We start from the raw sequence: 23145 nt of genomic DNA, 5'->3' as shown, positions 1-23145 counted from the left end.
CATTAAAGCGATCGCCCGCCGCGATCAAGAGCCCGTCCCCGCCAATTCGCAGCTACGCCCTCGGCCCTGGCAAAGCGGTCGACTACCGGTGGGTAATATGAATGCCGTCCTTTCCCACCCGGCTTCTCGGAAATGAGGCAGTAGATGACACAGCGGATTCAGGTCGGCGGGCTCCAGGTGGCCACGGTTCTCCACGACTTCATCGAGAACGAGGCACTGCCCGGCTCCGGCGTAGATTCCGCCGCGTTCTGGGCCGGTGCGGAGCAGGTGATCAACGATCTGGCTCCGCGCAACCGCGCCCTGCTGGCCGAGCGCGACGAGATCCAGGGCAAGCTCGACGCCTGGCACGCCGAGAACCCCGGCGCCGGCTACGACAAGGCCGCCTACAAGAACTACCTCACCGAGATCGGTTACCTACGGCCCGAGCCTGCCGATTTCACCATCGGCACCGCGAACGTCGACGCCGAGATCGCCACCACCGCGGGCCCGCAGCTGGTGGTGCCGGTGATGAACGCGCGCTTCGCGATCAACGCCGCCAACGCGCGCTGGGGCTCGCTCTACGACGCGCTGTACGGCACCGACGCCATCCCGGAGACCGGCGGCGCCGAGAAGGGCTCCGGCTACAACCGGGTCCGCGGCGACAAGGTCATCGAGTGGGCGCGCAACTTCCTCGACGACGCGGTCACCCTGATCACCGGCTCGCACATCGGCTCGACCTCCTACAAGATCGTCGACGGTGAGCTCGAGGTCGGCCTGGAGGACGGTACCGAGATCGGCCTGGCCGACGCTTCGCAACTGGTCGGCTACCTCGGCGATCCGGCGTCGCCGACCTCGATCCTGCTGAAGCACAACGGATTGCACATCGAGATCCAGATCGATCCCGAGTCCCCGATCGGCAGCACCGACACCGCGGGCATCAAGGACATCGTGCTCGAGTCCGCCGTCACCACCATCATGGACTTCGAGGACTCGGTCGCCGCGGTCGACGCCGAGGACAAGGTGCTCGGCTACCACAACTGGCTGGGCCTGATGACCGGCACGCTGGCCGAAGAGGTCGCCAAGGGCGGCAAGACCTTCACCCGCACCATGAACCCCGACCGCGTCTACACCGCGCTCGACGGTTCGGAGCTGACCCTGCACGGCCGTTCGCTGCTGTTCGTGCGCAACGTCGGTCACCTGATGACCTCCGACGCGATCCTCGACGCCGAGGGCAACGAGGTGCCCGAGGGCATCCTCGACGGCCTGGTCACCTCGCTGATCGCCAAGCACTCGCTGCGCGAGGACGTCGCCCTCAAGAACAGCCGCACCGGCTCGGTCTACATCGTCAAGCCGAAGATGCACGGCCCCGACGAGGTGGCCTTCGCCAACGAGCTGTTCGACCGCGTCGAGGACGTGCTCGGCCTGCCGCGCCACACCCTCAAGGTCGGCATCATGGACGAGGAGCGCCGCACCACGGTCAACCTCAAGGCCTGCATCGCCGCCGCCAAGGACCGCGTGGTGTTCATCAACACCGGCTTCCTCGACCGCACCGGCGACGAGATCCACACCTCCATGGAAGCCGGGCCGATGGTCCGCAAGGCCGATATGAAGGCCCAGCAGTGGATCGCCTCCTACGAGGACTGGAACGTCGACACCGGTCTGATCACCGGGTTGTCGGGCAAGGCGCAGATCGGCAAGGGCATGTGGGCCATGCCGGATCTGATGGCCGACATGCTGGCCCAGAAGATCGTCCACCCGAAGGCGGGCGCCAACACCGCGTGGGTGCCCTCGCCGACCGCCGCCACCCTGCACGCCACCCACTACCACCTGGTGGATGTGTTCAAGCGGCAGACCGAGATCGCCAAGGGCGGCCCGCGCGCGACCGTCGACCAGATCCTGGAGATCCCGCTGGCCGCCGACCCGAACTGGACGGCCGAGGAGAAGCAGCAGGAGCTGGACAACAACTCGCAGTCCATCCTGGGCTACGTGGTGCGCTGGATCGACCAGGGCGTCGGCTGCTCCAAGGTGCCCGACATCAAGGACGTCGCGCTCATGGAAGACCGTGCCACGCTGCGCATCTCGAGCCAGCTGATGGCCAACTGGCTGCGCCACGGCATCGTCACCGCCGACGAGGTGGTGGACAGCCTGAAGCGGATGTCCCCGGTGGTGGATCGGCAGAACGCCGGTGACGCCAACTACCGTCCGCTGTCGCCGGACTTCGAGGGCAGCATCGCGTTCCAGGCCGCCAAGGAGCTGATCCTGGAGGGCACCACCCAGCCCAACGGCTACACCGAGCCGATCCTGCACCGCCGTCGCCGCGAGGCCAAGGCCGCGTGCAAGTGAGTGATGTTCGGTGATTGAAAAGTAGCTTCTGTCAGTGCTTTTCGACTCGAGCCCCCGCACCTGGAACACCGGGTGCGGGGGCTCTGTCATCACTGGAGATCAGCTCGAATACCGGCCCGTCACGATCGAAACGGCCACAAAACGGTCACACGTGGGACATGCAGTCGGTGTCAGAAAGCGATGCCCTCGAACTCGCCGAAGTGACCTTCGAATACCTCGACATCTTCCACAACCGCCAACGCCACCGGCCTGTCCCCGGTGAATGAGACCGCCCGGATTCAGAGTCCTGTTGGCCCTGGTGAGGGGCCGGAAGGGACACTGAGAACCATGGCTGGACGTAAGCGGTATTCCGACACGGAGACGGGCGCCACCTTGTTGTGCGCTCCGACCGGGGATTCGGCGTTCGATCGGCGCGGTGGGGAGAACGTGGTCACGCAGTTCTTGCGGATCACCACTCAGCAGTTGCCGGACCTGCGAGAGGGCGGCATTGCCGACGATGTGGCGGCGGCGGTTGCCGCGGCGATGAGGCGGGATCCTGGCGAACGGCCGTCTGCTGATGCCTCGGGTGCGGTGATTCGGCAGGACAGCGGCGCCACGGATATCCGGTCGATGAGATGCCGCTGCCGGCCGAGCCGGTCCAGGAGGACGGAAAAGGAAGTCCGTCCGGGCGCGCATGGCGGCCGCCGATGACGCAGTCGGATCGTCCCGGCCTCGGGGTTCTGCCGCTGGAGTTGACCAGTTTCATCGATCGCCGCACGGAGTTGGCAGAGGTGAAAAACATGCTGGCCTCGTCACGGCTGGTCACGTTGACCGGCATCGGCGGGGTCGGCAAGACGCGGCTGGCGCTGAGGGCGGCATCGGCTGTACGACGTGACTTCACCGATGGGGTGTGGTTGGTCGACCTGGCCGACGTGTCCGACCCGGGGCTGTTGCTCGAAGTTGTGGCGGCCACTCTCGGCTTGCGCGACGAATCGGCGCGGCCGTTGCGTGACGTGGTGCTCGACGTCCTTTCGGCCCGCGAGACGCTGCTGGTCATCGACAACTGCGAGCAGGTGGTGGCGGCCGTGGCGGAGCTGGTCGATACGTGGCTGCGTGCCTGCCCGAACCTGCGGATTCTGATCACCAGCCGCGAGCCGTTGAATATCGCCGGTGAGGCGGTGCTGCGGGTGTCGCCGCTGCCGGTCCCGGATCCGGACCAGGAATTGTCGCTGCGTGGACTGCCCAAATACGATGCGATCACGTTGTTCATCGACCGTGCCGCCGCTGCGGTGCCGGGTTATGAACTCGGCGAGGACAACATGGGCGCCATAGCCCGGATCTGCGCCCGCCTGGACGGACTGCCGCTGGCGATCGAACTCGCCGCGGCCCGGATGCGCATGATGTCACCCGAGCAGATTCTGCAGCGGCTCAATGATCAGTTCGCGTTGTTGACCCGCGGCAGTCGCACCGCGCCGACGCGGCAGCAGACGCTGCGGTGGTGCATCGACTGGAGCTATGAATTGTGCACCCCGGCGGAGCAGCGGATGTGGGCCCGGCTGTCGGTGTTCGCCGGTGGCTTCGAACTCGACGCCGCAGAGCAGGTGTGCGGAGCCGGATCGGTATCCGAGACCACCTTCGACGTACTCTCCTCCCTACTGGACAAGTCGATCCTGGTGCGGGACGAATTCGAGGCCGCCGTGCGGTTCCGAATGCTCGAGACGCTGCGGGACTACGGTCGGCAGAAGCTGCGGGAGTCCGGAGAGGATCAGCTGCTGCGGCGTCGCCACCGCGACTGGTACCAACGCCTGGCATCGGACGCGGAGGCGGGGTGGATCAGCGACCGGCAGCTCGACTGGCTCGCACGGCTCGAACGCGAGCAACCCAACCTGCGCGACGTGCTCGAATACTGCCTCGTAGAGGACACCGAGGAGGCAGCGGCGGCCGGACTGCGTACCGCCAGTGCGCTCGTGATGTTCTGGACTTTCCGAGGGCTGATCAGCGAAGGCCGACACTGGCTCGATCGTATGGTTGCGCATCCGAGCGCCCGCTCGATACCCGACCGGGTAAGAGCATTGCATGCCGACGTCATGATGGCCTCCTATCAAGGTGACCTCCAGTCGGCCGAGCGCATCATGCAGGAAGCGCATTCGCTCGCCGAACGAGATTCCGCCCCCATCATTCAGGCGCTGGTCGCTCATGCCGAGGGCCTCGTGGCCTTTTACCAGGGCGACCATTCGCGCGCGTCTTCCTCCCTGAAGCGCGCGCTAGAGGTGTTCGGAGCCGATCGCGAAGGCTATTTGTACGTCTATGGTTTGACGGTGCTCGGTTGGGCCGATGCCCTGCACGGTGATACGAGACGGGCGATCGAGTGTCACGAGCAAGTATTCGCCCTCGCCGAAGCGCGCGGCGAATGGCTTTTCAGGTCGTCCGCGCTCTGGGGTATGGGCATTGCCGCATGGCTGCAAGGTGAGCGGCAACGGGCGCAGCGACTGCTCGATGAAGCGCTGCGTGCCAATCGGCGGGTGCACAGCCCTTTCGTCGCCGCCTTCGTTCTCGAGGCGATGGCCTGGACCGCCGGCACTGACGGGGCCGCCGAGCGCGCGGCCGTTCTGATGGGAGCCGCTGACTCCTTGTGGCGGTCCGCGGGCGCTATTGCGCACGGCGTGCCAGGACTGATGCACTATCACGACGAATGTGACCGGACCGTGCGCGCCGCCCTCACCCCCCGCACATTCGCGGCGGCCTTCCGGCGCGGCCAGGCGATGGGGATGGATGCCACGGCTGCTTACGCACTCCGGGAGCAGCCCACCGATACGAGGCCGACGCCGGGGCGACTCGGGGAGCTGACCAAGCGTGAACGGCAGGTCGCCGACCTCGTCGCTCGAGGTCTCACCAACAAGCAGATCGCCGCGAAACTCGTTATCTCCCAACGCACCGCTCAGGGGCACGTGGAGCATATCCTCACCAAACTCGGATTGACCTCCCGCGTCCAGATCGCAGCCTGGGTCGTGGAAGATGCTGAGCACAAGGAATTGTGATGATACTGGGACTGCTGCCAGCCCTGGTGACTCGTGCGATCGTGTCGCCAGTTTCGTTCCGAGCCGCTCGGAGGGCGTAGCCCTACCTGACATCCTCATCGTTCCGGAGCCGGTGTGACTGATGCGGCTACCCTCGGTAGGGCAATCGGAGCTGTGATCCGAGGTGCTTCGTTCGTTGGCGGATACGGGGCTGACCTCGATCAGGCGAAGAGGAGCGCGAAAGGATCGAGGTCGTCGATCGCGGCCGCATAGCGCTCGGTCATGGCTGCCACGACCTCGGCAGGCTGCATGACGGTCGGGACGCACATCCAGGCGAAGCCGTGCAGAATGTGCCTGCGGTACTCGGCCCATGCCTCGTCGGAAGGCACGGTAGGGCCGCCGGCCGCGGCGAGCGCAGCGGTGTAGTGCGCGAGCAGTTCGCGTTCGTGGGCGCGACGATCCTCGATGGTGAGGGCCGAGCCGAGGAAATAGGCGACGTCGTGGCTCCATGGCGCGAGGCAGGCAGTCTGCCAATCCAGAAATGCCGGGGCTGCGCCCGGGATGCGGTAGAGCTGCCCGAAGTGGGCGTCGCCGTGATTGATCGTGTGGACAGCGGAGTCATCGTGCTGCCACAGAGCGCGGAAGGCTTGACGGATGCGCTCGTCGTCGCGAAGTTCTGGCGATAGGTCGGGCACTTCGGCGCGGTTGATCAGGACATGGAACTGTTCGGGGCTGAGCATCACGTCGAAGGCTCGCCGCGCTGCTTCGGCCCCGACCGGCAGCCACGGGAATCGGCCCGGGGCGCTGCCGGTGAGTGGTCCATGCCAGCCTGCCATTACCTCGAGGGTCGCAGCGACATCATCGACCGGCCAGAGCGTGGTCGGAACGGCGAACTCGGCGCCCTTGTCGTTGAGGTCCTCGAGAATGACCACGCCTTGATCCTTCTCGGCGGCGGCATAGAACGCCGCTGGATGCTCGGCTTGCAGAACAGGGGAGAGGTCGCGATAGAAACAACCCTCCAGCTCGTAGGCGGGTCCCAGCCCGAAGGCGCGGCTGCGTTCGTCGAATCCTCCCTTGATACAGAGCCGGTTCGGAATACCCGCGGGGTTCACCCCGTAGTCCACTTCGACGAAGACCTTGGTCGCCGAGCCCCAGATGATTCCGGTCTGCTTCACGGAGTTCACAGTGGTGCCTGGTTGGTTGATGCTCAGCGCAGATTCGAGCCACTGTGGCGACAACTCGTCGATCGACCGGGGGAGGGAGGCCGGGGAGAGGGTTTGTGAAGTGTTCATAAAACGGACCGTACAATGTGTATAGACGTGGTGTCAATCACATTGGGTTCTTTTCGTGGTGGGGGAACACTGCAATGCGGCAAATAGATGGCAACTCTCGGCGTGTCGTCACGCCGAAGTAAAGTCGGCACGTCTCGGTGCTGTGGCGAGGAGTGCGTGGGCAGCGCGGCGGATTCGTCGACCCGACACGTGGGAGCGCGAGGAGGCGTCCTTCGGGACGCGGGAGCCGGCAGCACAGGCGCGGGGCGGAAACGCCACAGGAAGCCGTCAAGGGCGCGGCGCATCGGCCCCGGACGCCCATCGCAACTGTGCCGCGAAGACTGCGAGTTCGATCTGGCTTGCCGAGGTGCAGATTCGCGCCACGATCTCGTCCAGTGCCGACTCACGGCAACGGGCAGCCGGAACTCGGCACCCCCGAGTCGATCGGTCCGCTCAGGGAACCGGTAGCGGTGGCGAGGGTTGGAAGGTGACGGGTAGTGCGGCCAGGGCCCGCTGCATCGGGCCCGGGCGCCACTGGAGTTCGTCGGCGGGAAGGGCGAGTTCGAGTTCTGGGAGTGCGTCGAGCAGTTCGTCGACGGCGCATTGGGCGATCGTGTAGCCGAGCGATCTGGCCGGGCATGCGTGCGGTCCGGTGCCCCAGGCCAAGTGTGCACGGTTGCCGGTCCGGTCTCCGCCCGCGATCTCTGGATCGCTGTTGCATCCGGCGATACTGACGACAACGGGTTGGTGGGCGGGCAGCCATACACCGTCGATCATGATCGGTTGCCGGGGGTAGCTGAAACTGATGTTGGCCATGGGCGGGTCTTCGAACAGCACATCGTCGAGTGCGTCCCGTGTGGACAACATACCGATCCGGTCGTTGGTGATCAGCCGGAAAAGCGCGGCGGTGACCAGTGCCTGCACCGGCTCCATTCCGATGCCGTAGAACAGGACGAGTTGCTGCAGGAGTTCGTCCTCGTCGAGCGTGCCGCCGTGGCGCAGCAGACCGGTGGTGATGTCTGCGCCGGGCGTGGCGCGTTTGAACCGGATCAGTTCGAGCAGGGATTGCTCGAACGCGCGATTGCCTTCCTGGGCGTCGGAGCCGTCGTAGATCGCGGCGACGCCGGCGGCGGCTTTCGCGCTGATCGCCGGCGGGCACCCCAGCAGATCGTTGATCACCGCGAAAGCGATGGGTGTGGAGTACTGCGTCACCAGCTCTGCGGTGCCGGTGGTGCAGAAGGTGTTGATCAGCGGTGCCGCGATGCGCTTGACGATGGCGTTCACCGCGTGCGGATCGACCTCGGCGAGGGCTGCGGAGACGACCGCGCGGAGTCGAGTGTGGGCATGGCCGGTGCTGCGCGATGCGCTCGGCCGCCACTGCATGGCCGGAAGTACCGGGCAATCGGCGGCCACGCTGGTTTCCCACTTCCGCGGGTCGGTGGGAAACCTGTCCAGATCATTGAGGATTGCCAGCGCGGTTCGATAGCCGATGACAAGAGTGGCGGGGACACCGGGGGCGAGTTCGACCGGCACGAGCGAACCGAACCGCTCGCGCATCTGGCGATACGCCTGGTGCGGGTCGGCAGTGAACTCGGGGGTGTGGAGCTGGACGCGCTGTTGATCGGTGTGTAGGAGATCCGAGGGTGGTGTCGGCAATTCATTCTCCGGACGCAGGCGTATCGGTGCGAGGATTGTGCCGGATGCCTGGGTCCGGCGCCGAGTACTGCAGCGCGGCAGTCGGTCAGCCACGTCCGATCAGGCACTCGGAATGCCTGGCTGTTCAGGTAGGAAAGCGGGTGAGACCAGAGCTCGTAGCACGTACCGCGACGAACGGCGGCAGGCGCAGATCAGACCCCATAGACCGCCGTCACCAGCAGGTCGCCCAAGAAGGCCGCGACCGCGTCGATGTCCTGAAGGTGTTTTTCCCCGGCCAGCGAACCTGCGATACTGCGTTCGATGGTCCACAGCAGTACTGCGGCGAACTCCGCTGCAGGTGGCCCGTCGACGGCGAGGCCGGCCGCGCGGTCATTGTTGATGACGCGTTCGAGGGTCGTCGTCATCGTTGCCACGGTGTCCAGATATCGCTGACGCAATTCGGGCCGCCGCGGCCATTCGTGAACGGCGTTACGCAGAACTCCGAGGTCGCTTGGATCGAGTTCGAGCCAGGTGTGGATGACCCCCCGGATGCTGTCGGGGTCGGCGCGGTCGGTGTCGGCGATATCGGCGAAACCTTGCATGATCCGGTCTGCCACGGACTGGAAGAGGTCGATGAAGGCCTCGTCCTTGCTGCCGAAGTAGAAATAGAATGTCGCCCGCGAGAGCTTCGAGCGGTCGAGGATCTTGGCGACACTCAACTGGTCCAGAGTCATCTCGCCGAGCAACTCGCTGGTCGCTCGCAGAATGGCTGCCCGGGTATCGGCGTCTCCGCCCGGTGCCGACACGAGTGGCTCTGCGCGCGTAGGTGCGGCGATCGGGCTGACGGAGGCATTTTTGCGCTTCCGTGCTCGCTTGGTCCGACGTTTGGCACCGAAGATCCCGGCGAGGGTCAGTTCGGTGATCGCGGCGACAGTTGCGCCGGGATCGGGTATCCGTGGGTCGAGACCGCGTTGGCCGATGTAGAAGCTTCGTTCGTAGCCGCACACCAAGACGGTGGCGACCAGTTCGGCGGGGGCTCCGGCCGGAGCGCGCTCTGCTGCCCGCTCGTGTTCGATCTGTTCGGCGATGGCGGATACGAAGCGTTGCAGCATGACATTCCACGCCGCGCCGAGTGCGGGATTGCTGTGCATGTTCTCGACTACCGCGCAGATCAGCGGGCCGTGAGCGGACCACATCCCTATCGTGCGTTCGAGGTTGTCGTCGAGCGCACGTTGCCGGGAACGCCCGAGTTCGGAGTTCCAGGGGCCTTCGGCGGTGTAGGTATCGGCGAGCAGGCGAGACACCATCGCCACTGCGACGTCGAATTTGGAGCCGAAATAGTGGTAGAAGTTCGCCCTGGAGAGCCCGGCTTGCTTGATGATTTGGGCCACGGTCAGATCGTGCAAGGAGGTTGTCTGCAGCAGTTCTTCGGTTGCCGCGAAAACCGCGAGCTCGGCCGCGGCCCCGCCGTCATGGGGTCGGGGCCGTTGACGCGCTAGCGATTCCATGTCCACCCGACCACTTTAGATGATGTCTGGACACGATGACCGGTTGGCATGTCTGTCCTGTTGCGGAGGTCGCTGTGTCGTGGCCGGGCGGGTGAGTCGACGAGCGATTCCTCACCCGCCCGGAGTTCGGAGGGTTTGCTCACGCCGGACGCGCGGCGGTCCGATAGATGTCCTCGATCAGGTCGGCGTACTTGCTCGCGACGCCACGGCGCCGCAGCTTCATGGTCGGGGTGAGCTCTTCCGAATCGGGCAGCCACTCGGTGTCCAGAAGACGGTATGCCTTGATCTGCTCGACGCGGGACAGTCGCGAGTTCGCCTGCTCCACTGCCACATCCACTGCGGACCGCACCCGCGGGTCGGCCACCAGGGCGGGCAGGGAGGTGTCGGTGATGGCCTGCTCTTCGGCGAAGATCCGTGCGGAGTCGGCGTCGAGCACGATGAGCGCGACGTTGAACGGGCGTCGGTCGCCGATCACGCACACCTGTCCGATCAACGGTGAGGCGTTCTTGAGCGCGCTTTCGATATTGACCGGGGACATGTTCTTGCCGGCCGCGTTGATGATCAGTTCCTTCTTGCGGTCGACGATGCCGACCCAGCCGTGCTCGTCGATGACCGCGATGTCGCCGGTGTGCAGCCAGCCCTGCGGGTCGATCGCCTCGGCGGTGCGTACCGGGTCCTTGCGGTAGCCACGCATGATGTGCGGCCCACGCAACAGCAATTCTCCGTCGTCGGCGAGCATGGCCTCGGTTCCGGGCTGGGCCAAGCCGACTTTGCCGATCCGGATATCGGTGGTGAGGTTGGTGAATCCCAGCGCACCGGTCTCGGACATACCGAATCCCTCCTGCAGGGGTAGCCCGATGGCGAGGAAGAATTCGTGTACCGCAGGCGCGATGGGGGCGGCGCCGGTCATGAGCAGGGCGACCCGATCGAATCCCAGTTGCTTGCGGAGCGGCTGGAAGACCCGCTCCTCGGCGGCCGCCACCTGCGCGCGGAGATCAGGGGGGACATCGGCGCGTTCCTGCTCGAGACGCACCAGGTCGATGGCGGCGCTCACCGCGCCGATGGTCGCGACGCGCTGCTCGTCGGGAAGGGTATTGAATCTGGTGAGCAGGGCTCCGCGCAGTTTCTCCCAGATCCGCGGGACCCCGAGGAACCAGGAGGGCCGTGCCTCGGCGACCGCGGCGAAGACCGTAGCGGCATCGCGAACGGTGGTGATCGGCCAGCCGGTGACGGTGGCCAGGTAATGGGAGAAGACGCGGTCCGCGGCGTGGGCGGTCGGCAGATAGGAGATCGCCGCGCCCTCTGCGCCGAAGGGGAATCGTATGTTGCACGAGTGCATCACGAACATCAGATTCTCGTGCGTGAGCTCTACGCCTTTGGGTGCGCCGGTGGTGCCCGAGGTGTAGATCAGTGTGGCGATGTCGGAAGGCTGCACGGCCTGCCAGGTCCGTGCGAAGTCGAAGCCGGTGAGCCGCCGCCTTCGCAATTCCGTCAGCGACAGCACTTCGGCATTCCCCACGGTTCCCGAGCGATCACCGTCGCTGACCACCACATGCTTCAGCAGCGGTGCGTGGGTGGCGGCGATGACGTCGAGGAAGCGCTCTTCGGCGACCACGACGGTGTTGTCGGCGTTGTCGAACAGGTAGGCGATCTGTTCGGGGGAGGAGGTGAGGTAGATGGAGAAGGGGGTGGCCCCCAGGTGCAGCGCCGCCATGTCGACGATGTGAAATTCCGGGCTGTTGGACAACATGATCGCCACGGTGTCGCCGCGTCCGATGCCGAGCGCGGCCAGGCCGGTGGCCACTTCCTCGACCGCCACGGCGTAGTCGTGCCAGCTCATCGATCGTTTCTCGCCGTGGACGACGAGCGCGTCGCGCTCGCCGCGCTCGGACACGGTGGCCTGGAAAGCCTGCGGCAGGGTGGCGGCGGAGATGCCGGGCGCCGCGCCGGGGGCGGCGGTCTCTACCAGTTCGGACATGACTTCCTCACATCATCGGGTGGGAGTGACCGCGACGGACGCGTCGCGGCGGGTGATCTCGAAGTCCTCCAGCCGAGGGACGTGGACCCGTTTCCAGTAGTCGACGTAGCGCCATGGGCTGTTGGTGACGATGCGTCCGCGGTTGTTGCGGTAGTAGGTGGTGGTTCCGCCGAAATCCCAGACCGTGGTAGCCAGCGCCTCGTCCAGTTCACGGTTGTAGGCGTCGTGGACGTCCTGGCGGACTTCCATCGCGGCCCAGCCGTTGTCGATCAGCGCGGCGATCGCCGCGGTGACGTACTGCACCTGCATCTCGGTGCCGGCGATGACAGTGCCGCCGTGGCCGGTGTTGGTGTTCGGCCCGTACAGGCAGAAGAAGTTCGGGAAGCCGGGAACGGTGATGCCCAGGTGTGCCCGGCCGTCGCCCTCGCCCCAGACCTCCCGTAGGGTTCGTCCCTCCCGGCCTTGGACACGAAATGAACCGAGGACGTCGACCGCGTTGAATCCTGTTGCCAGAACGATGATGTCGGCTTCGTGGTGGTGGCCGTCCGCGGTGCGCACTCCGTTGGCGGTGACGGTGTGGATCGGTTCGGTCACCAGTTCGACATTGTCGCGGCGCAGGGTGCGGAACCACCCGCCGTCGATGAGCATCCGCTTGCCGTAGGGCGGGTAGTCCGGCACGCTCTTGGCGATCAGATCTGGTCGGCCGTCGAGTTCGCGCTCGATGTAGGCGGTGAGCGCGGCGCGCAACCGGTCGTTGCTCTTGTTGACCGCCCGGCCGAGGTTCGGATACTCCGGGTCGACTTGCAGCAGGCCCCATACCTTGTCACCCATGCGCCAGAACAGCCGGGCTCGATACCAGGCGAGATAGAACGGAACGTGCTCGCAGAGGAATCGGAAGGAGTCGGTCACCGCACGGCCCTTGTTCGGGTGCGGGGTGGCCCACTGCGCGGTGCGCTGGAAAATCGTGACGTGTGCGGCGATTTCGGCGGCGGCGGGCACGACCTGCATGGCGCTGGCGCCGGTGCCGACAACCGCGACCCGCTTACCGGTCAGATCGAGTTCGGGATCCCACTGCGCGGTGTGCACCGCCGGTCCGCTGAAGTCGTCGAGTCCGGGCAGATTCGGCACGCTCGGCTGGTTCAGCAGGCCGACCGCGCTGATCACGATATCGGCGGTGAGCGTCTCGGCGGCGCCTGAGCCGTCGGCGGGCTCCACCGTGACATTCCACTGGGAGGCGGCTTCGTCGTAGGCGGCGGTGTGAACCCGGGTGCCGAAGCGGATGTGCTCGCGGACGCCGTGGCGGTCGGCCAGAGCGCGCCAGTAGCGCGCCAGCTCCTCCTGCGCGGCGAAATAGGTCGACCAGTCGGGCTTCGGGTCGAACGACAGCGCGTAGAGGTGACTCGGGGTATCCACGCCACAGCCGGGGTAGACGTTCTCGTGCCAGGTGCCGCCCACCTCGTCGTTCTTGTCCACAACGAGGTAGTCGATGCCTGCCTGCCCCAGTCGCACTGCCATCGCGAGACCGGAGACTCCCGCTCCGATGATCAGTACCCGGAAATCGGGATCGACCGGCGCCTGGGGTTCGCTGTACCGGGGGAAGATGCCCATCTCCTCACCGAGGAGCGTGCCGTAGTCGGTGGGGATCGAATCGGCGAGCATCACCGACAGCACCCGGGTCAGCCGCTCGGGCGTCGGCGGCGTGTCCGGAAATGTTCCGGTTCCGTCTCGCCAGGCGCGCAGGACGGCGGCGGCCTCCTGCCGGATGCGCTGTTGCATCGGCTCATCGAAACCGCCGGAGTCGTGGTCGCCGAGGTCCCGTGGGGCGGTCGGCAGGTAGGGCGTTTCGATCCAGCGGTCATCGCCGGTCAGCAGAGCGAGCGACCCCAGGAGCCCGGGCAGGTTGGCGCCGGTGAGCGCGGTGGCGAGCTCGTCGTCGGTGAATTCGGCCGAAGGCCGGAAGCTGCCGGCCGGTTGTGCCCCCCAGTTCGGAGGGCTGGAAGGGGGAAGCGACTGCGACATAGCGCGACCATACAATTTGTTCAGACGTGGTGTCAATCACTGAAAGGCGGTGACAGGGGATGGCTCGGCGCTGACGTCGCGGCGGTGCATACACTATGTATGGATGACATGTATTGTCGGCGACATGACGACAATTGAGCAGCGACCCCGCGCCGGGGTGATCTACGAGGCCGAGCACGAGGCGTTCCGGGCGAGCTTCCGCACTTTTCTGGAAACCCGGGTGGTACCGGACTATCCGCAGTGGGAAAGAGGCGGAATCATTCCCCGTGAGGTGTTCCTCGAAGCGGGCAGCCACGGCTTTCTCGGCATGGCGATCGATGAGGAGTTCGGCGGCGGTGGCGTCGACGATTTCCGCTTCAACGCGGTGATCGCCGAGGAAGTGTCGCGCGCGGGGGTCATGTCTTTCGGCGTCAACCTGCACAACGACATCTGCGTGCCGTACTTCCTCCACTACGCCGACGCCGATCAGCGCAAGCGCTGGTTGCCCGGCCTCGCCAGCGGCGAGCTCATCGCCGCGATCGCCATGACCGAGCCCGGCACCGGCTCGGACCTTGCCGGTATCGAGACCACCGCGGTGCGCGACGGCGATCACTTCGTCGTCAACGGAGCCAAGACCTTCATCTCGAACGGCATCAACGCCGACCTCGTGATCGTCGCCGCTCGCACCGACAAGGACGCCGGTAGGCACGGCGGGCTGTCACTGATCGTGGTGGAACGCGACACCCCCGGATTCAGCCGCGGCCGTAATCTGGACAAGATCGGGATGCACGCCCAGGACACCGCCGAGCTCTTCTTCGACAACGCGCGGGTGCCGGCCGCCAACCTGCTGGGCGAGCCGGGCGGGGGTTTCGGTGCGCTGGTGTCGAATCTGCCGCAGGAGCGCCTGACCATCGCCGTGGCCAGCACGGCCGCTGCCGCGCGCGCCATCGAGTACGCGACCGAGTACGTGCGCGAGCGCACTGTCTTCGGCAAGCCGCTGGCCGATTTCCAGAACACCCGGTTCACGCTGGCCGAGGCGCACACCCGTACCGAGGTGCTGCGCTCCTTCGTCCTCGACTGTCTGCGCGAGCATGTCGAGGGCGAACTCACCCCCGATCGGGCGGCGATGGCGAAGTTCGCGGCGACGGAAACGCAGGGCCGTGTGGTCGACGCCTGCCTTCAGCTGTTCGGTGGCTACGGCTACATGGCCGAGTATCCGATCGCGCGGGCCTACGCCGACGCCCGGGTTCAGCGGATCTACGGCGGCACCAGCGAGATCATGAAGGAAATCATCGGGAAAGCGATGGGGATCTGAGATGCGCCGGACGATCTTCGCCACCGAACACGAGCAGTTCCGCTCGGCTGTCCGCAGTTTCCTCGAGAAGAACGCGGTGCCGCGCACCGCCGAGTGGGAGGCCGCGGGCCAGGTCGACCGCGGATTCTGGAAAGCCGCCGCAGCGCAGGGGCTGGTCGGCTTCGCCGCCGCCGAGGAATTCGGTGGCACCGGTCTGCGGGACTTCCGGTTCAACGCGGTGCTGAACGAAGAAGTGGTCCGCACGGGGACTGTCGGAGACGGTTTCTCGCTGACCAACGACATCGTGTTGCCGTACTTCCTCGACATTGCCTCGACGGACCAGCAGCGGCGATGGGTTCCCGGAATCGTCGCCGGGGACACCGCGATTGCGATCGCCATGTCCGAGCCGGGGACCGGCTCGGATCTGCGCGCGATCAAGACCACTGCGGTTCGCGAGCCCGGAGGGTGGCGGATCAACGGTGCCAAGACCTTCGTCACCCGGGGTATCCAGGCGGACCTGATCATCGTGGCCGCTCGCATCCTGGACTCCGATGGCGGCGGCTTCGGCCTGTTCGTCGTGCCGGGCGACCGGGAGGGATTCGAGCGAGGCCGCAAACTCGACAAGATCGGGCGCCGCGCGCAGGACACCGCGGAGTTGTTCTTCCGCGATGTTCTCGTCCCCGACCAGGATGTCCTCGGCGAGCCGGGCCGGGGCCTGCACTACCTGATGGGCAATCTCGCGCAGGAGCGGCTGTCGATGGCCGTGGTCGCTGTCGCCAGCGCCGAGCACGCGGTGGACACCGCGATCGCCTACGCCAAGGAACGCAAGGCGTTCGGTCAGCCGATCGGCTCGTTCCAGGCCAATCGGTTCCGGCTGGCCGAACTGTCGACCCGAGTCGGCATCGCGCGGGTGTACGTCGACCGGTGTATCGAGGCGCAGAACAGCGGAGAACTGACGGCCGCCGAGGCGGCCGGGGCGAAATTCTGGACCACCGAGCTGGAGTTCGAGGCGCTGGACAGCTGCCTGCAGTTGCACGGCGGATACGGCTACATGGAGGAGTACGAGGTCGCACGTCGGTGGCGGGACGCGCGCGTCCAGCGGATCTACGGTGGGACCAACGAGATCATGCGGGAAATAGTCGGTCGTTCGCTCGGCCTGTGAACCGCGTGGGTCGGGCCGAGCGCGCCCCGCGACTCCGTTGTCGGCGGGGATTCCGCGACGTCGTTGTCGCGGTGCGTTCGGCCCGGCCCGGGCTCAGTCGGAGATGACTCCGCTGTCGACGAGTGCGGCGACCTCGTCGTCGGTGTAGCCGAGATCGGCCAGCACGGCACGGCTGTCCGCGCCGGGGGACCGGCGGGCTCGCGGAGTCGTGGGCGCGGCACCGTCGAAGCGGGGTGCGGGGGCCGGCTGCACGACCCCGTCGATCTCGACGAAAGTTCCGCGTTCCCGATGGTGCGGATGGTCGACTGTCTCGGCCAGCGACAACACCGGCGCGTAGCAGGTGTTGCTGCCCAGGAACAGTGTGTCCAGTTCCGCGCGGTCGTAGCGAGCGATGCGCTCGGCCAGGACGCGACGGTAGCGGTCCCAATTCGCGGTGTCGAACTGGTTGTCGCGCAGGTCGTCCGGCAGTTCGAGAAGGTCGCACAACTCCTGCCAGAACGGTGCCTCGATGGCGCCGATGCTGACCCACTGCCCGTCCCGGGTGCGATAGACGTCGTAGAAGAAGGCCCCTGTGCCGAGCAGGTGAGTGCCGCGTTCTTCGGTGAACAACCCCTCTGCCCGGTAGGTGTGGAACATCGCCATGAGTGCGGAAACGCCGTCGATCATGGCCGCGTCCACGACCCGGCCACCACCACCGGCGCGGGCGGCGAGAATCCCCGCCAGCATGCCCATACCGAGCAGCATGCCGCCGCCGCCGAAATCGCCCACCAGATTCAACGGGGGGACCGGCGGCTCACCCTTGCGGCCGATCGCGTGCAGTGCTCCGGCCAACGCGATGTAGTTGATGTCGTGCCCGGGCATGGACGCCATCGGCCCGTCCTGTCCCCAGCCGGTCATCCGACCGTAGACCAGGTCCGAGTTGACCGCCATACAGTCCTCGGGACCGACGCCGAGCCGCTCGGCCACCCCCGGCCGGAATGTCTCGATCAGCCCGTCTGCGTCGGCGCAGAGCCGACGCACCACGGCGGCGCCGCCGGCGGTCTTCAGGTCGACCGCGAGGTGGCGCCGGCTGCGGAACATGATCGAATGTCCCTGCACCGCCCAAGGATTACCGCCGGGACGGTCGACGCAGATAACCTCCGCGCCCAGGTCGGCCAGCATCATCCCGGCGAATGGGCCCGGACCGATGCCCGCCAGTTCGATGATCCGGACTCCGTCCAGGGGTGGCCGGGTGGATCCGGTCACGAGCCGGCCACCACAGGCATGCCGCCCTTGTTGGCGGCGACGTCGGCGTGCACTTCCTCCGGGTTCGCCACGGCGACGGCCTTCTCACCGTTGGGCACCGCGATCGCGGCGTTGAAGGTTCGCAGAATGTCGAAGGCCGTCTTCTCGTCGTCGTGCGGCAGCAGCCTGCCGATCCGATCTGCGACCGAGACGAGCGGGCGGACCGCGGGCAGGACGTGCCGCCAGGGGGTGCGCTCGGCGCCGAGGGCGGTCAACACATCGGCGGGAATCCAGGAGTGCAGCAGACCGTAGGCCAGTGCGAGCCTGCGTTCGGTTGTCATGAACTTGGCGATCGGTCCGGGCAGGACCTCCACATCGCCGGGCGGGTTCTCCACGCTGTAGGCGATGACCGAGTGCACGACGTCGCGGCACAGTTCGTCCGGCGGCAACTCGAGCAGGGTGTGCAGTTCGGTCTTGCGCCGCGCATCCTCGTAGCTGGTGTGCAGGATGTCCTCCGGGACACCGATCACGTGACCGACGTAGCGGCTCAGCGCGAAGATGTCCTCGAGTTCCCGGTCGCTGTATCGGATCCCGGAGTTCTGGACGGCGTCGATGAACTTCACCCCGAACTGTCCGGCCTGGGTGACCATGCCGTCGAGGTTGTTGATCGGCACGCCCCAGTTCGCCCAGTCCCATGCCTCGGAGCGGCTCAGGCTGTGCCGGACCGCGGCATGGATCATCCGCACCTTCGCGGTGAGCCGGAAGCCCTCCTCGAACCGGTGCATGCCGCCGGGGGTGTAGGCGGCGACGACGTAGCGGAAGCTCTCGATCAGCCGGGTCCCGACCTTGTCGGACTGGCGCAGCCTGCCGCTGAACAGGACCGGGCGGGTCGCGCTGTACATGGAGAATCCGCCGGCGATAGTGGCCCAGGCGAGAACCGGGGGGACGATCGGCCCGGCTCGCCAGAAGGCGACGGCACCACGGTAGAGCTGGTCGAAATCCACCCAGTCCGGGATACGGTCGAGTTCCTCGAACAGGGCGACCAGGCCGGGGCTCGGATCCTCGACCGCGTCGATGCCTCGCTCCAACGCCAGATCGAAGGTGCGCCAATTGGTGGCGGTGGACTTGTCCTTGAAGTCGAGCATCGCCTGGTAGGCGTAGTCGTCGGCGAGCAGGGCGTGATCGGTCAGCTTCTCCACCAGCTCACGGCCGTACATCGCGATGGCCTTGTCCTTGTTCGCGATGCGACCGAGGTCGATGCCGCGGGGAAGCCCGGGCGGAACGTCGAGATCGCCCCGGAAGGTGCGATCGTCAGGGCGCGTAGCTGTGCTGGTCATGCGATCTCCTCGTTGTGACTGCCGTTACATCGAGGGTAGACCCAACTGAACACTATGTCTACACTCTCTGTCTGGCCTCAGCGTCAATGCTTTTTGCCGAGGCTCGACCGTGCCGCCGTGTGGTGAGGAAATCCCATGTCCGAAATGCTCGATGCCCCTGCTCTCGTCCCGGATGACGAAGCCACCGATGCGCTCGAACGCATCCTGCGCTCCCGTTGGAGCTGCCGCGCATTCACCCCGGAGCCGGTCCCGCGCTCCGAGATCGCCCGGATCCTGGAGCTGGCTCGTCGCTCCCCGTCGTGGTGTAACACTCAGCCGTGGCACGTGCACGTGACCGAGGCTGCCGGCACCGCGCGGCTGCGCGACGCATTGTGTTCCGCGGTCGCGGCCGGCGGGGAGCCGGCGCCCGATATCGCCTTCCCTGAGTCCTACGACGGGGTCTACCGCGAGCGGCGGCAGATCAGCGGATGGCAGCTCTACGACAGCCTCGGCATCGACAAGGGGGACCGGGCGGCGTCGAGGAGGCAGACGCTGCGGAACTTCGATCTCTTCGACGCGCCGCACGTCGCGATCGTGACGACGGAGCGGGCACTCGGCGCGTACGGCGCCGTGGATTGCGGGATCTTCGTGTCCAACTTCGTCCTCGCGGCGCACAGTCGCGGGGTTGCCACGATTCCGCAGGCCGCGCTGGCAACCCAGGCTCCGCTGCTGCGGGAGCATCTCGGGTTGCCCCCGGAACGTCAGGTGCTGCTCGGAATCTCCTTCGGCTACCCGGATGTCGGTCATCCGGTCAACGGTTACCGCACCGAGCGGCAGGCGCTCGAAGAGCTGGTTACGTTCGTCGCCGATTGACGAGGAAGTCGGACTAGACAATGTGTTCAGACGCATTGTATGTTCCGAAAAGTGCCTGATCGTAGTGGCACTCGCGTACACCCCTTCGACAGAGGAGTCCTCATGCCGGACACGCAGGCGCTGATCTTCGACGCCGTCCGAACACCGCGCGGCCGGGGAAAGAGTTCCGGTTCCCTGCACACGATCAAGCCGATCGATCTCGCGAGCGGGACGATCCGGTCGGTGCTGGAGCGCAACCCTTCGCTGGACCCGGCCCGGATCGACGACATCGTGCTCGGCGTCGTCTCGCCGATCGGGGAACAGGGTGGTGACATCGCGCGCACGGCGTCGCTGGTGGCGGGACTGCCGCATACGGTCGCCGGCGTGCAGATCAACCGCTTCTGCGCCTCCGGCCTGGAGGCGGTGAACCTGGCGGCTCAGAAAGTGCGGTCCGGTTTCGAGGACGTGGTGCTGGCCGGTGGCGTGGAATCCATGTCCCGCGTGGCGATGAGCTCCGACGGCGCGGCCTGGATGGACGACCCCGCGACCAACCTCGCGACCGGATTCGTCCCGCAGGGCATCGGCGCCGATCTGATCGCCACCCTCGAGGGATTCGGCCGCGCCGATGTCGACGAGTTCGCGGCTCGCTCGCACGAGCTCGCCGCGAAGGCTGAGGCGGAGGGACGCTTCGCAGGATCGGTTGTGCCGGTCCGAGACATCACCGGCCGGGTCGTGCTCGACCGCCACGAGACCATCCGTCCCGGGACCAGTGTGGAATCCCTTGCCGAGCTGCCGCCGTCCTTTGCCTCGCTGGGCGCGAAGGCCGGTTTCGACGCAGTGGCTCTGCAGGAGTTTCCCGAGGTCGAGCGGATCGACCACGTGCACCACGCGGGGAACAGCTCCGGCATCGTGGATGGAGCTGCCCTGCTGGTCATCGGCAGCGAGCAGGCGGGCGTGGAACTGGGGCTGACCCCGCGCGGGCGGATCGTGGCGACCGCGGTTTCCGGCGACAACCCCACCATCATGCTCACCGCGCCGGCACCGGCCTCCCGCAAAGCACTGGCCAAGGCAGGCCTGCAGGTCTCCGACATCGACCTGTTCGAGGTCAACGAGGCGTTCGCCTCGGTGGTGATGCGATTCGTGAAGGATCTCGACATCGACCTCGCGAAGGTCAACGTCAACGGCGGAGCGATCGCGATGGGTCACCCGCTGGGCGCGACCGGCGCCATGCTCGTGTCCACCGTGCTGGACGAACTGCACCGGACCGGCGGCCGATACGGCCTGGTGACGCTGTGCGTCGGCGGCGGAATGGGCATCGCGACCGTCATCGAAGCCCTCTGATCTGCCGAGCATTCCGGAAAGGACATCCGAACTCATGAGCACCAGCGCTATTCACGTCACTCGCGATTCCGGCGGGATCGTCACCCTGACCATCGACGATCCGAACCAGCGGGTCAACACCATGAACTCGCTGTTTGTGGCATCCCTCGCCGCGGAACTCGACGCCCTCGAGAACGACGCGGACCTGACCGGGGTGATCCTCACCTCCGCGAAGAAGACCTTCTTCGCCGGTGGCGATCTGCACGACCTGCGCGCCGCCGACCGCGACCGGATCGAGGAGTTCGCCGCCTTCGTCCAGCGCAACAGCTCGCTGCTGCGGCGGCTCGAGAAGCTGCCGGTCCCGGTCGTGGCCGCGATCAACGGATCGGCGCTCGGCGGTGGCCTCGAGCTCGCCCTGGCCGCGCACCACCGGATCGTCCTCGACGCTCCGGGTGTGCGGCTCGGCTTGCCCGAGGTCACGCTGGGCCTGCTGCCCGGCGCAGGTGGGGTGGTCCGCACCGTCCGCCTGCTCGGGGTGCAGGCGGCCCTGCGTGATGTTCTGCTGAGCGGCGCGAAGCACACGGTGGCCGATGCGCTCGACCTCGGCCTCGTCGACGCTACGGTGGCGACCGCCGCTGAATTGATCCCGGCCGCGACTGCGTGGATCCGTGAGCACGCAGGCGCTCGGCAGCCATGGGACATCCCCGGATTCCGCATTCCGGGCGGGGCACCGGGCGATCGCAGCGAACCGCTGCATGCCACTCTGCCCGCGCTGGCCGCGACGCTGCGTGCACAGACGAAGGGCGCGCCCGCACCCGCGCGGGAGAACATCCTGGCGGCGGCGGTGGAGGGCGCACAGGTCGACGTCGACAACGCGCTGGCGATCGAGGCCAGGTATTTCCTCGACCTCGCCACCGGGCAGATCGCGAAGAACATGATCCAGGCCGGCTTCTTCGATCTACAGGTCGTCAGGGGCCCGCGCGGCCGCGACGCCGCGCGGCAGCCGTGGTCACCGCGCAAGGCGATCGTGCTCGGAGCCGGAATGATGGGCGCCGGCATCGCCTACCAGTGCGCGGTCTCCGGTATCGAGGTCGTGCTGAAGGATGTCACGGCCGAGGCGGCCGAGCGAGGCAAGGGCTACTCCCAGCGGGTGCTGGACAGGCGGGTGCGGGCCGGGCAGATCACCGCGGCGACACGAGACGAGGTGCTCGCGCGGATCACACCGGCCACTGAGGTGGCGGCGGCGTCCGGCGCCGACCTGGTCATCGAAGCGGTGTTCGAGGATCCCGCGCTCAAGGCCGACGTGCTGCGCGAGATCGAGTCACTGCTGGCGCCCGACGCGCTGATCGGGTCCAACACCTCGACCTTGCCGATCACCGGCCTCGCCGAAAGTGTCTCGGCTCCCGATCGGTTCATCGGCTTGCACTTCTTCAGTCCGGTGGACCGCATGCCGCTGCTCGAGATCATCAAGGGTGCGCGGACCTCTGCCGAAACACTCTCGCGAGCACTGGATCTCGCCGGCGTGATCGGCAAGACTCCGATCGTGGTCAACGACAGCCGGGGCTTCTTCACCAGCCGGGTGATCGGCACCTTCGTCAACGAGGCGCTGGCCATGCTCGGTGAGGGCGTGCCCGCAACGGTGATCGAGCAGGCGACCACCCAGGCCGGCTACCCCGCCCCGGCGCTACAACTCGCCGACGAGCTCAACCTGGAGTTGCTGCGCCGAGTGCGGGACGCCTCCCGCGCTGCTGCGGAGGCGGCGGGCGGCAGCTGGGATCCCCATCCGGCCGAAGCCGTGCTGGACCGCATGCTCGGTGAGTTCGGCCGGGCCGGGCGGCTGGCGGGCAGCGGCTTCTACGAGTACGAGGACGGCGCCCGCACCCGGCTGTGGCCGGGGTTGCGGGAAGCCTTCGGCGCGCCGCGCGCCGACCTCCCCTTCGTCGATCTGAAAGAGCGGCTGCTGTTCGTGGAGGCGATCGAATCGGTGAAGTGCCTTGACGAGGGCGTGCTCGAATCGGTGCCTGACGCCAACATCGGATCGCTGCTCGGCATCGGCTACCCGGGCTGGACCGGTGGGGTACTGCAGTACGTCGACGGCTACCCGGGCGGGGTAGCCGGATTCGTCCGCCGCGCCGAGGAACTCGCCGCCGCGTACGGTGGCCGCTTCGCCCCGCCGGCGTCGCTGGTCGCGCTCGCCTGTAACGGCGGCACCCTGGCAGCCGCCCACGGCGGCCGGGAGCTCGCGCTGTCCTGACCGGGGCACGCGCCT

The 23145-nt window shown here is 66.8% G+C and carries 15 protein-coding genes; 8 read left to right on the top strand and 7 right to left on the bottom strand.

The features are described from left to right. The first annotated feature begins 144 nt into the window (after positions 1–144). The 3 genes from NS3_RS21370 to NS3_RS21360 all read left to right on the top strand — a co-directional run bounded on the left by NS3_RS21370 (position 145) and on the right by NS3_RS21360 (position 5339). Entirely contained in the window at positions 145–2322 is a 2178-nt protein-coding gene (locus NS3_RS21370; protein WP_067862548.1) for a malate synthase G, read from the top strand. A 327-nt stretch (positions 2323–2649) separates the two neighbouring features. After that, complete coding sequence (locus tag NS3_RS29560) at positions 2650–3012, top strand: hypothetical protein (protein ID WP_169811667.1); 363 nt, start codon at positions 2650–2652, stop codon at positions 3010–3012. After that, a complete protein-coding gene (locus NS3_RS21360; RefSeq protein ID WP_067862545.1) occupies positions 3009–5339 on the top strand; it encodes an ATP-binding protein in 2331 nt (776 codons plus the stop codon). The genes NS3_RS29560 and NS3_RS21360 overlap by 4 nt, the downstream gene beginning before the upstream one ends. A gap of 200 nt (positions 5340–5539) precedes the next feature. On the opposite strand, the gene NS3_RS21355 is transcribed toward NS3_RS21360, so the two are convergent. The 5 genes from NS3_RS21355 to NS3_RS21335 form a co-directional block, all read right to left on the bottom strand. Further along, complete coding sequence (locus NS3_RS21355) at positions 5540–6493, bottom strand: phosphotransferase (protein ID WP_245649735.1); 954 nt, start codon at positions 6491–6493, stop codon at positions 5540–5542. Between the two features lie 549 nt (positions 6494–7042). Next, the gene (locus NS3_RS21350) at positions 7043–8245 is read right to left on the bottom strand and encodes a cytochrome P450 family protein (protein ID WP_245649734.1); all 1203 of its coding nucleotides are present in this window, start codon (positions 8243–8245) and stop codon (positions 7043–7045) included. 191 nt (positions 8246–8436) lie between these two features. Further along, on the bottom strand, positions 8437–9732 hold the full coding sequence (locus NS3_RS21345; RefSeq protein ID WP_067862541.1) for a TetR/AcrR family transcriptional regulator: 1296 nt from the start codon (positions 9730–9732) through the stop codon (positions 8437–8439). 139 nt (positions 9733–9871) lie between these two features. Beyond that, the gene (locus NS3_RS21340) at positions 9872–11710 is read right to left on the bottom strand and encodes an AMP-dependent synthetase/ligase (RefSeq protein WP_067862539.1); all 1839 of its coding nucleotides are present in this window, start codon (positions 11708–11710) and stop codon (positions 9872–9874) included. 12 nt (positions 11711–11722) lie between these two features. Next, positions 11723–13729: a flavin-containing monooxygenase gene (locus tag NS3_RS21335; protein WP_067862538.1), complete on the bottom strand. Its 2007-nt coding sequence runs from the start codon at positions 13727–13729 to the stop codon at positions 11723–11725. A gap of 124 nt (positions 13730–13853) precedes the next feature. On the opposite strand from NS3_RS21335, the gene NS3_RS21330 reads away from it, so the two are divergent. Both NS3_RS21330 and NS3_RS21325 read left to right on the top strand, forming a co-directional pair. Beyond that, positions 13854–15023, top strand: coding sequence for an acyl-CoA dehydrogenase family protein (locus NS3_RS21330; RefSeq protein ID WP_067862536.1), 1170 nt, complete (start codon positions 13854–13856; stop codon positions 15021–15023). 1 nt (position 15024) lies between these two features. Further along, on the top strand, positions 15025–16164 hold the full coding sequence (locus NS3_RS21325; RefSeq protein WP_067862534.1) for an acyl-CoA dehydrogenase family protein: 1140 nt from the start codon (positions 15025–15027) through the stop codon (positions 16162–16164). 93 nt (positions 16165–16257) lie between these two features. Here the strand turns inward: NS3_RS21325 and NS3_RS21320 are convergent, their stop codons facing one another. Together NS3_RS21320 and NS3_RS21315 are read right to left on the bottom strand one after the other, a co-directional pair. Then, positions 16258–17409 carry a CaiB/BaiF CoA transferase family protein gene (locus tag NS3_RS21320; protein ID WP_067862532.1) on the bottom strand — a complete coding sequence of 384 codons (1152 nt, stop codon included), beginning with the start codon at positions 17407–17409 and terminating at the stop codon, positions 16258–16260. Then, on the bottom strand, positions 17406–18725 hold the full coding sequence (locus NS3_RS21315) for an oxygenase MpaB family protein (RefSeq protein WP_067862530.1): 1320 nt from the start codon (positions 18723–18725) through the stop codon (positions 17406–17408). The genes NS3_RS21320 and NS3_RS21315 overlap by 4 nt, the downstream gene beginning before the upstream one ends. 144 nt (positions 18726–18869) lie before the next feature. Between NS3_RS21315 and NS3_RS21310 the strand changes: the two genes are divergently transcribed. The 3 genes from NS3_RS21310 to NS3_RS21300 all read left to right on the top strand — a co-directional run bounded on the left by NS3_RS21310 (position 18870) and on the right by NS3_RS21300 (position 23130). Continuing rightward, on the top strand, positions 18870–19577 hold the full coding sequence (locus NS3_RS21310) for a nitroreductase (RefSeq protein ID WP_245649743.1): 708 nt from the start codon (positions 18870–18872) through the stop codon (positions 19575–19577). A gap of 102 nt (positions 19578–19679) precedes the next feature. Continuing rightward, a complete protein-coding gene (locus NS3_RS21305) occupies positions 19680–20897 on the top strand; it encodes an acetyl-CoA C-acetyltransferase (protein ID WP_067862527.1) in 1218 nt (405 codons plus the stop codon). A 34-nt stretch (positions 20898–20931) separates the two neighbouring features. Then, positions 20932–23130, top strand: coding sequence for a 3-hydroxyacyl-CoA dehydrogenase NAD-binding domain-containing protein (locus NS3_RS21300; protein WP_067862525.1), 2199 nt, complete (start codon positions 20932–20934; stop codon positions 23128–23130). Positions 23131–23145: the final 15 nt, after the last annotated feature.

The sequence above is a fragment of the Nocardia shimofusensis NBRC 100134 genome (assembly GCF_001613125.1).
GTDB classification, from domain to species: Bacteria; Actinomycetota; Actinomycetes; order Mycobacteriales; family Mycobacteriaceae; genus Nocardia; species Nocardia shimofusensis.
Note: the sequence above shows the minus strand (reverse complement) of the source record. Positions and strands in the feature narration are given on the sequence as shown.

Excerpts from the sequence above, each read along its gene's own strand:
- NS3_RS21370 (WP_067862548.1), top strand. The coding sequence starts at position 145 with ATGACACAGCGGATTCAGGTCGGCGGGCTCCAGGTGGCCACGGTTCTC.
- NS3_RS29560 (WP_169811667.1), top strand. The coding sequence starts at position 2,650 with ATGGCTGGACGTAAGCGGTATTCCGACACGGAGACGGGCGCCACCTTG.
- NS3_RS21360 (WP_067862545.1), top strand. The coding sequence starts at position 3,009 with ATGACGCAGTCGGATCGTCCCGGCCTCGGGGTTCTGCCGCTGGAGTTG.
- NS3_RS21345 (WP_067862541.1), bottom strand. The coding sequence starts at position 9,732 with ATGGAATCGCTAGCGCGTCAACGGCCCCGACCCCATGACGGCGGGGCC.
- NS3_RS21340 (WP_067862539.1), bottom strand. The coding sequence starts at position 11,710 with ATGTCCGAACTGGTAGAGACCGCCGCCCCCGGCGCGGCGCCCGGCATC.
- NS3_RS21335 (WP_067862538.1), bottom strand. The coding sequence starts at position 13,729 with ATGTCGCAGTCGCTTCCCCCTTCCAGCCCTCCGAACTGGGGGGCACAA.
- NS3_RS21330 (WP_067862536.1), top strand. The coding sequence starts at position 13,854 with ATGACGACAATTGAGCAGCGACCCCGCGCCGGGGTGATCTACGAGGCC.
- NS3_RS21325 (WP_067862534.1), top strand. The coding sequence starts at position 15,025 with ATGCGCCGGACGATCTTCGCCACCGAACACGAGCAGTTCCGCTCGGCT.
- NS3_RS21315 (WP_067862530.1), bottom strand. The coding sequence starts at position 18,725 with ATGACCAGCACAGCTACGCGCCCTGACGATCGCACCTTCCGGGGCGAT.
- NS3_RS21310 (WP_245649743.1), top strand. The coding sequence starts at position 18,870 with ATGCTCGATGCCCCTGCTCTCGTCCCGGATGACGAAGCCACCGATGCG.
- NS3_RS21305 (WP_067862527.1), top strand. The coding sequence starts at position 19,680 with ATGCCGGACACGCAGGCGCTGATCTTCGACGCCGTCCGAACACCGCGC.
- NS3_RS21300 (WP_067862525.1), top strand. The coding sequence starts at position 20,932 with ATGAGCACCAGCGCTATTCACGTCACTCGCGATTCCGGCGGGATCGTC.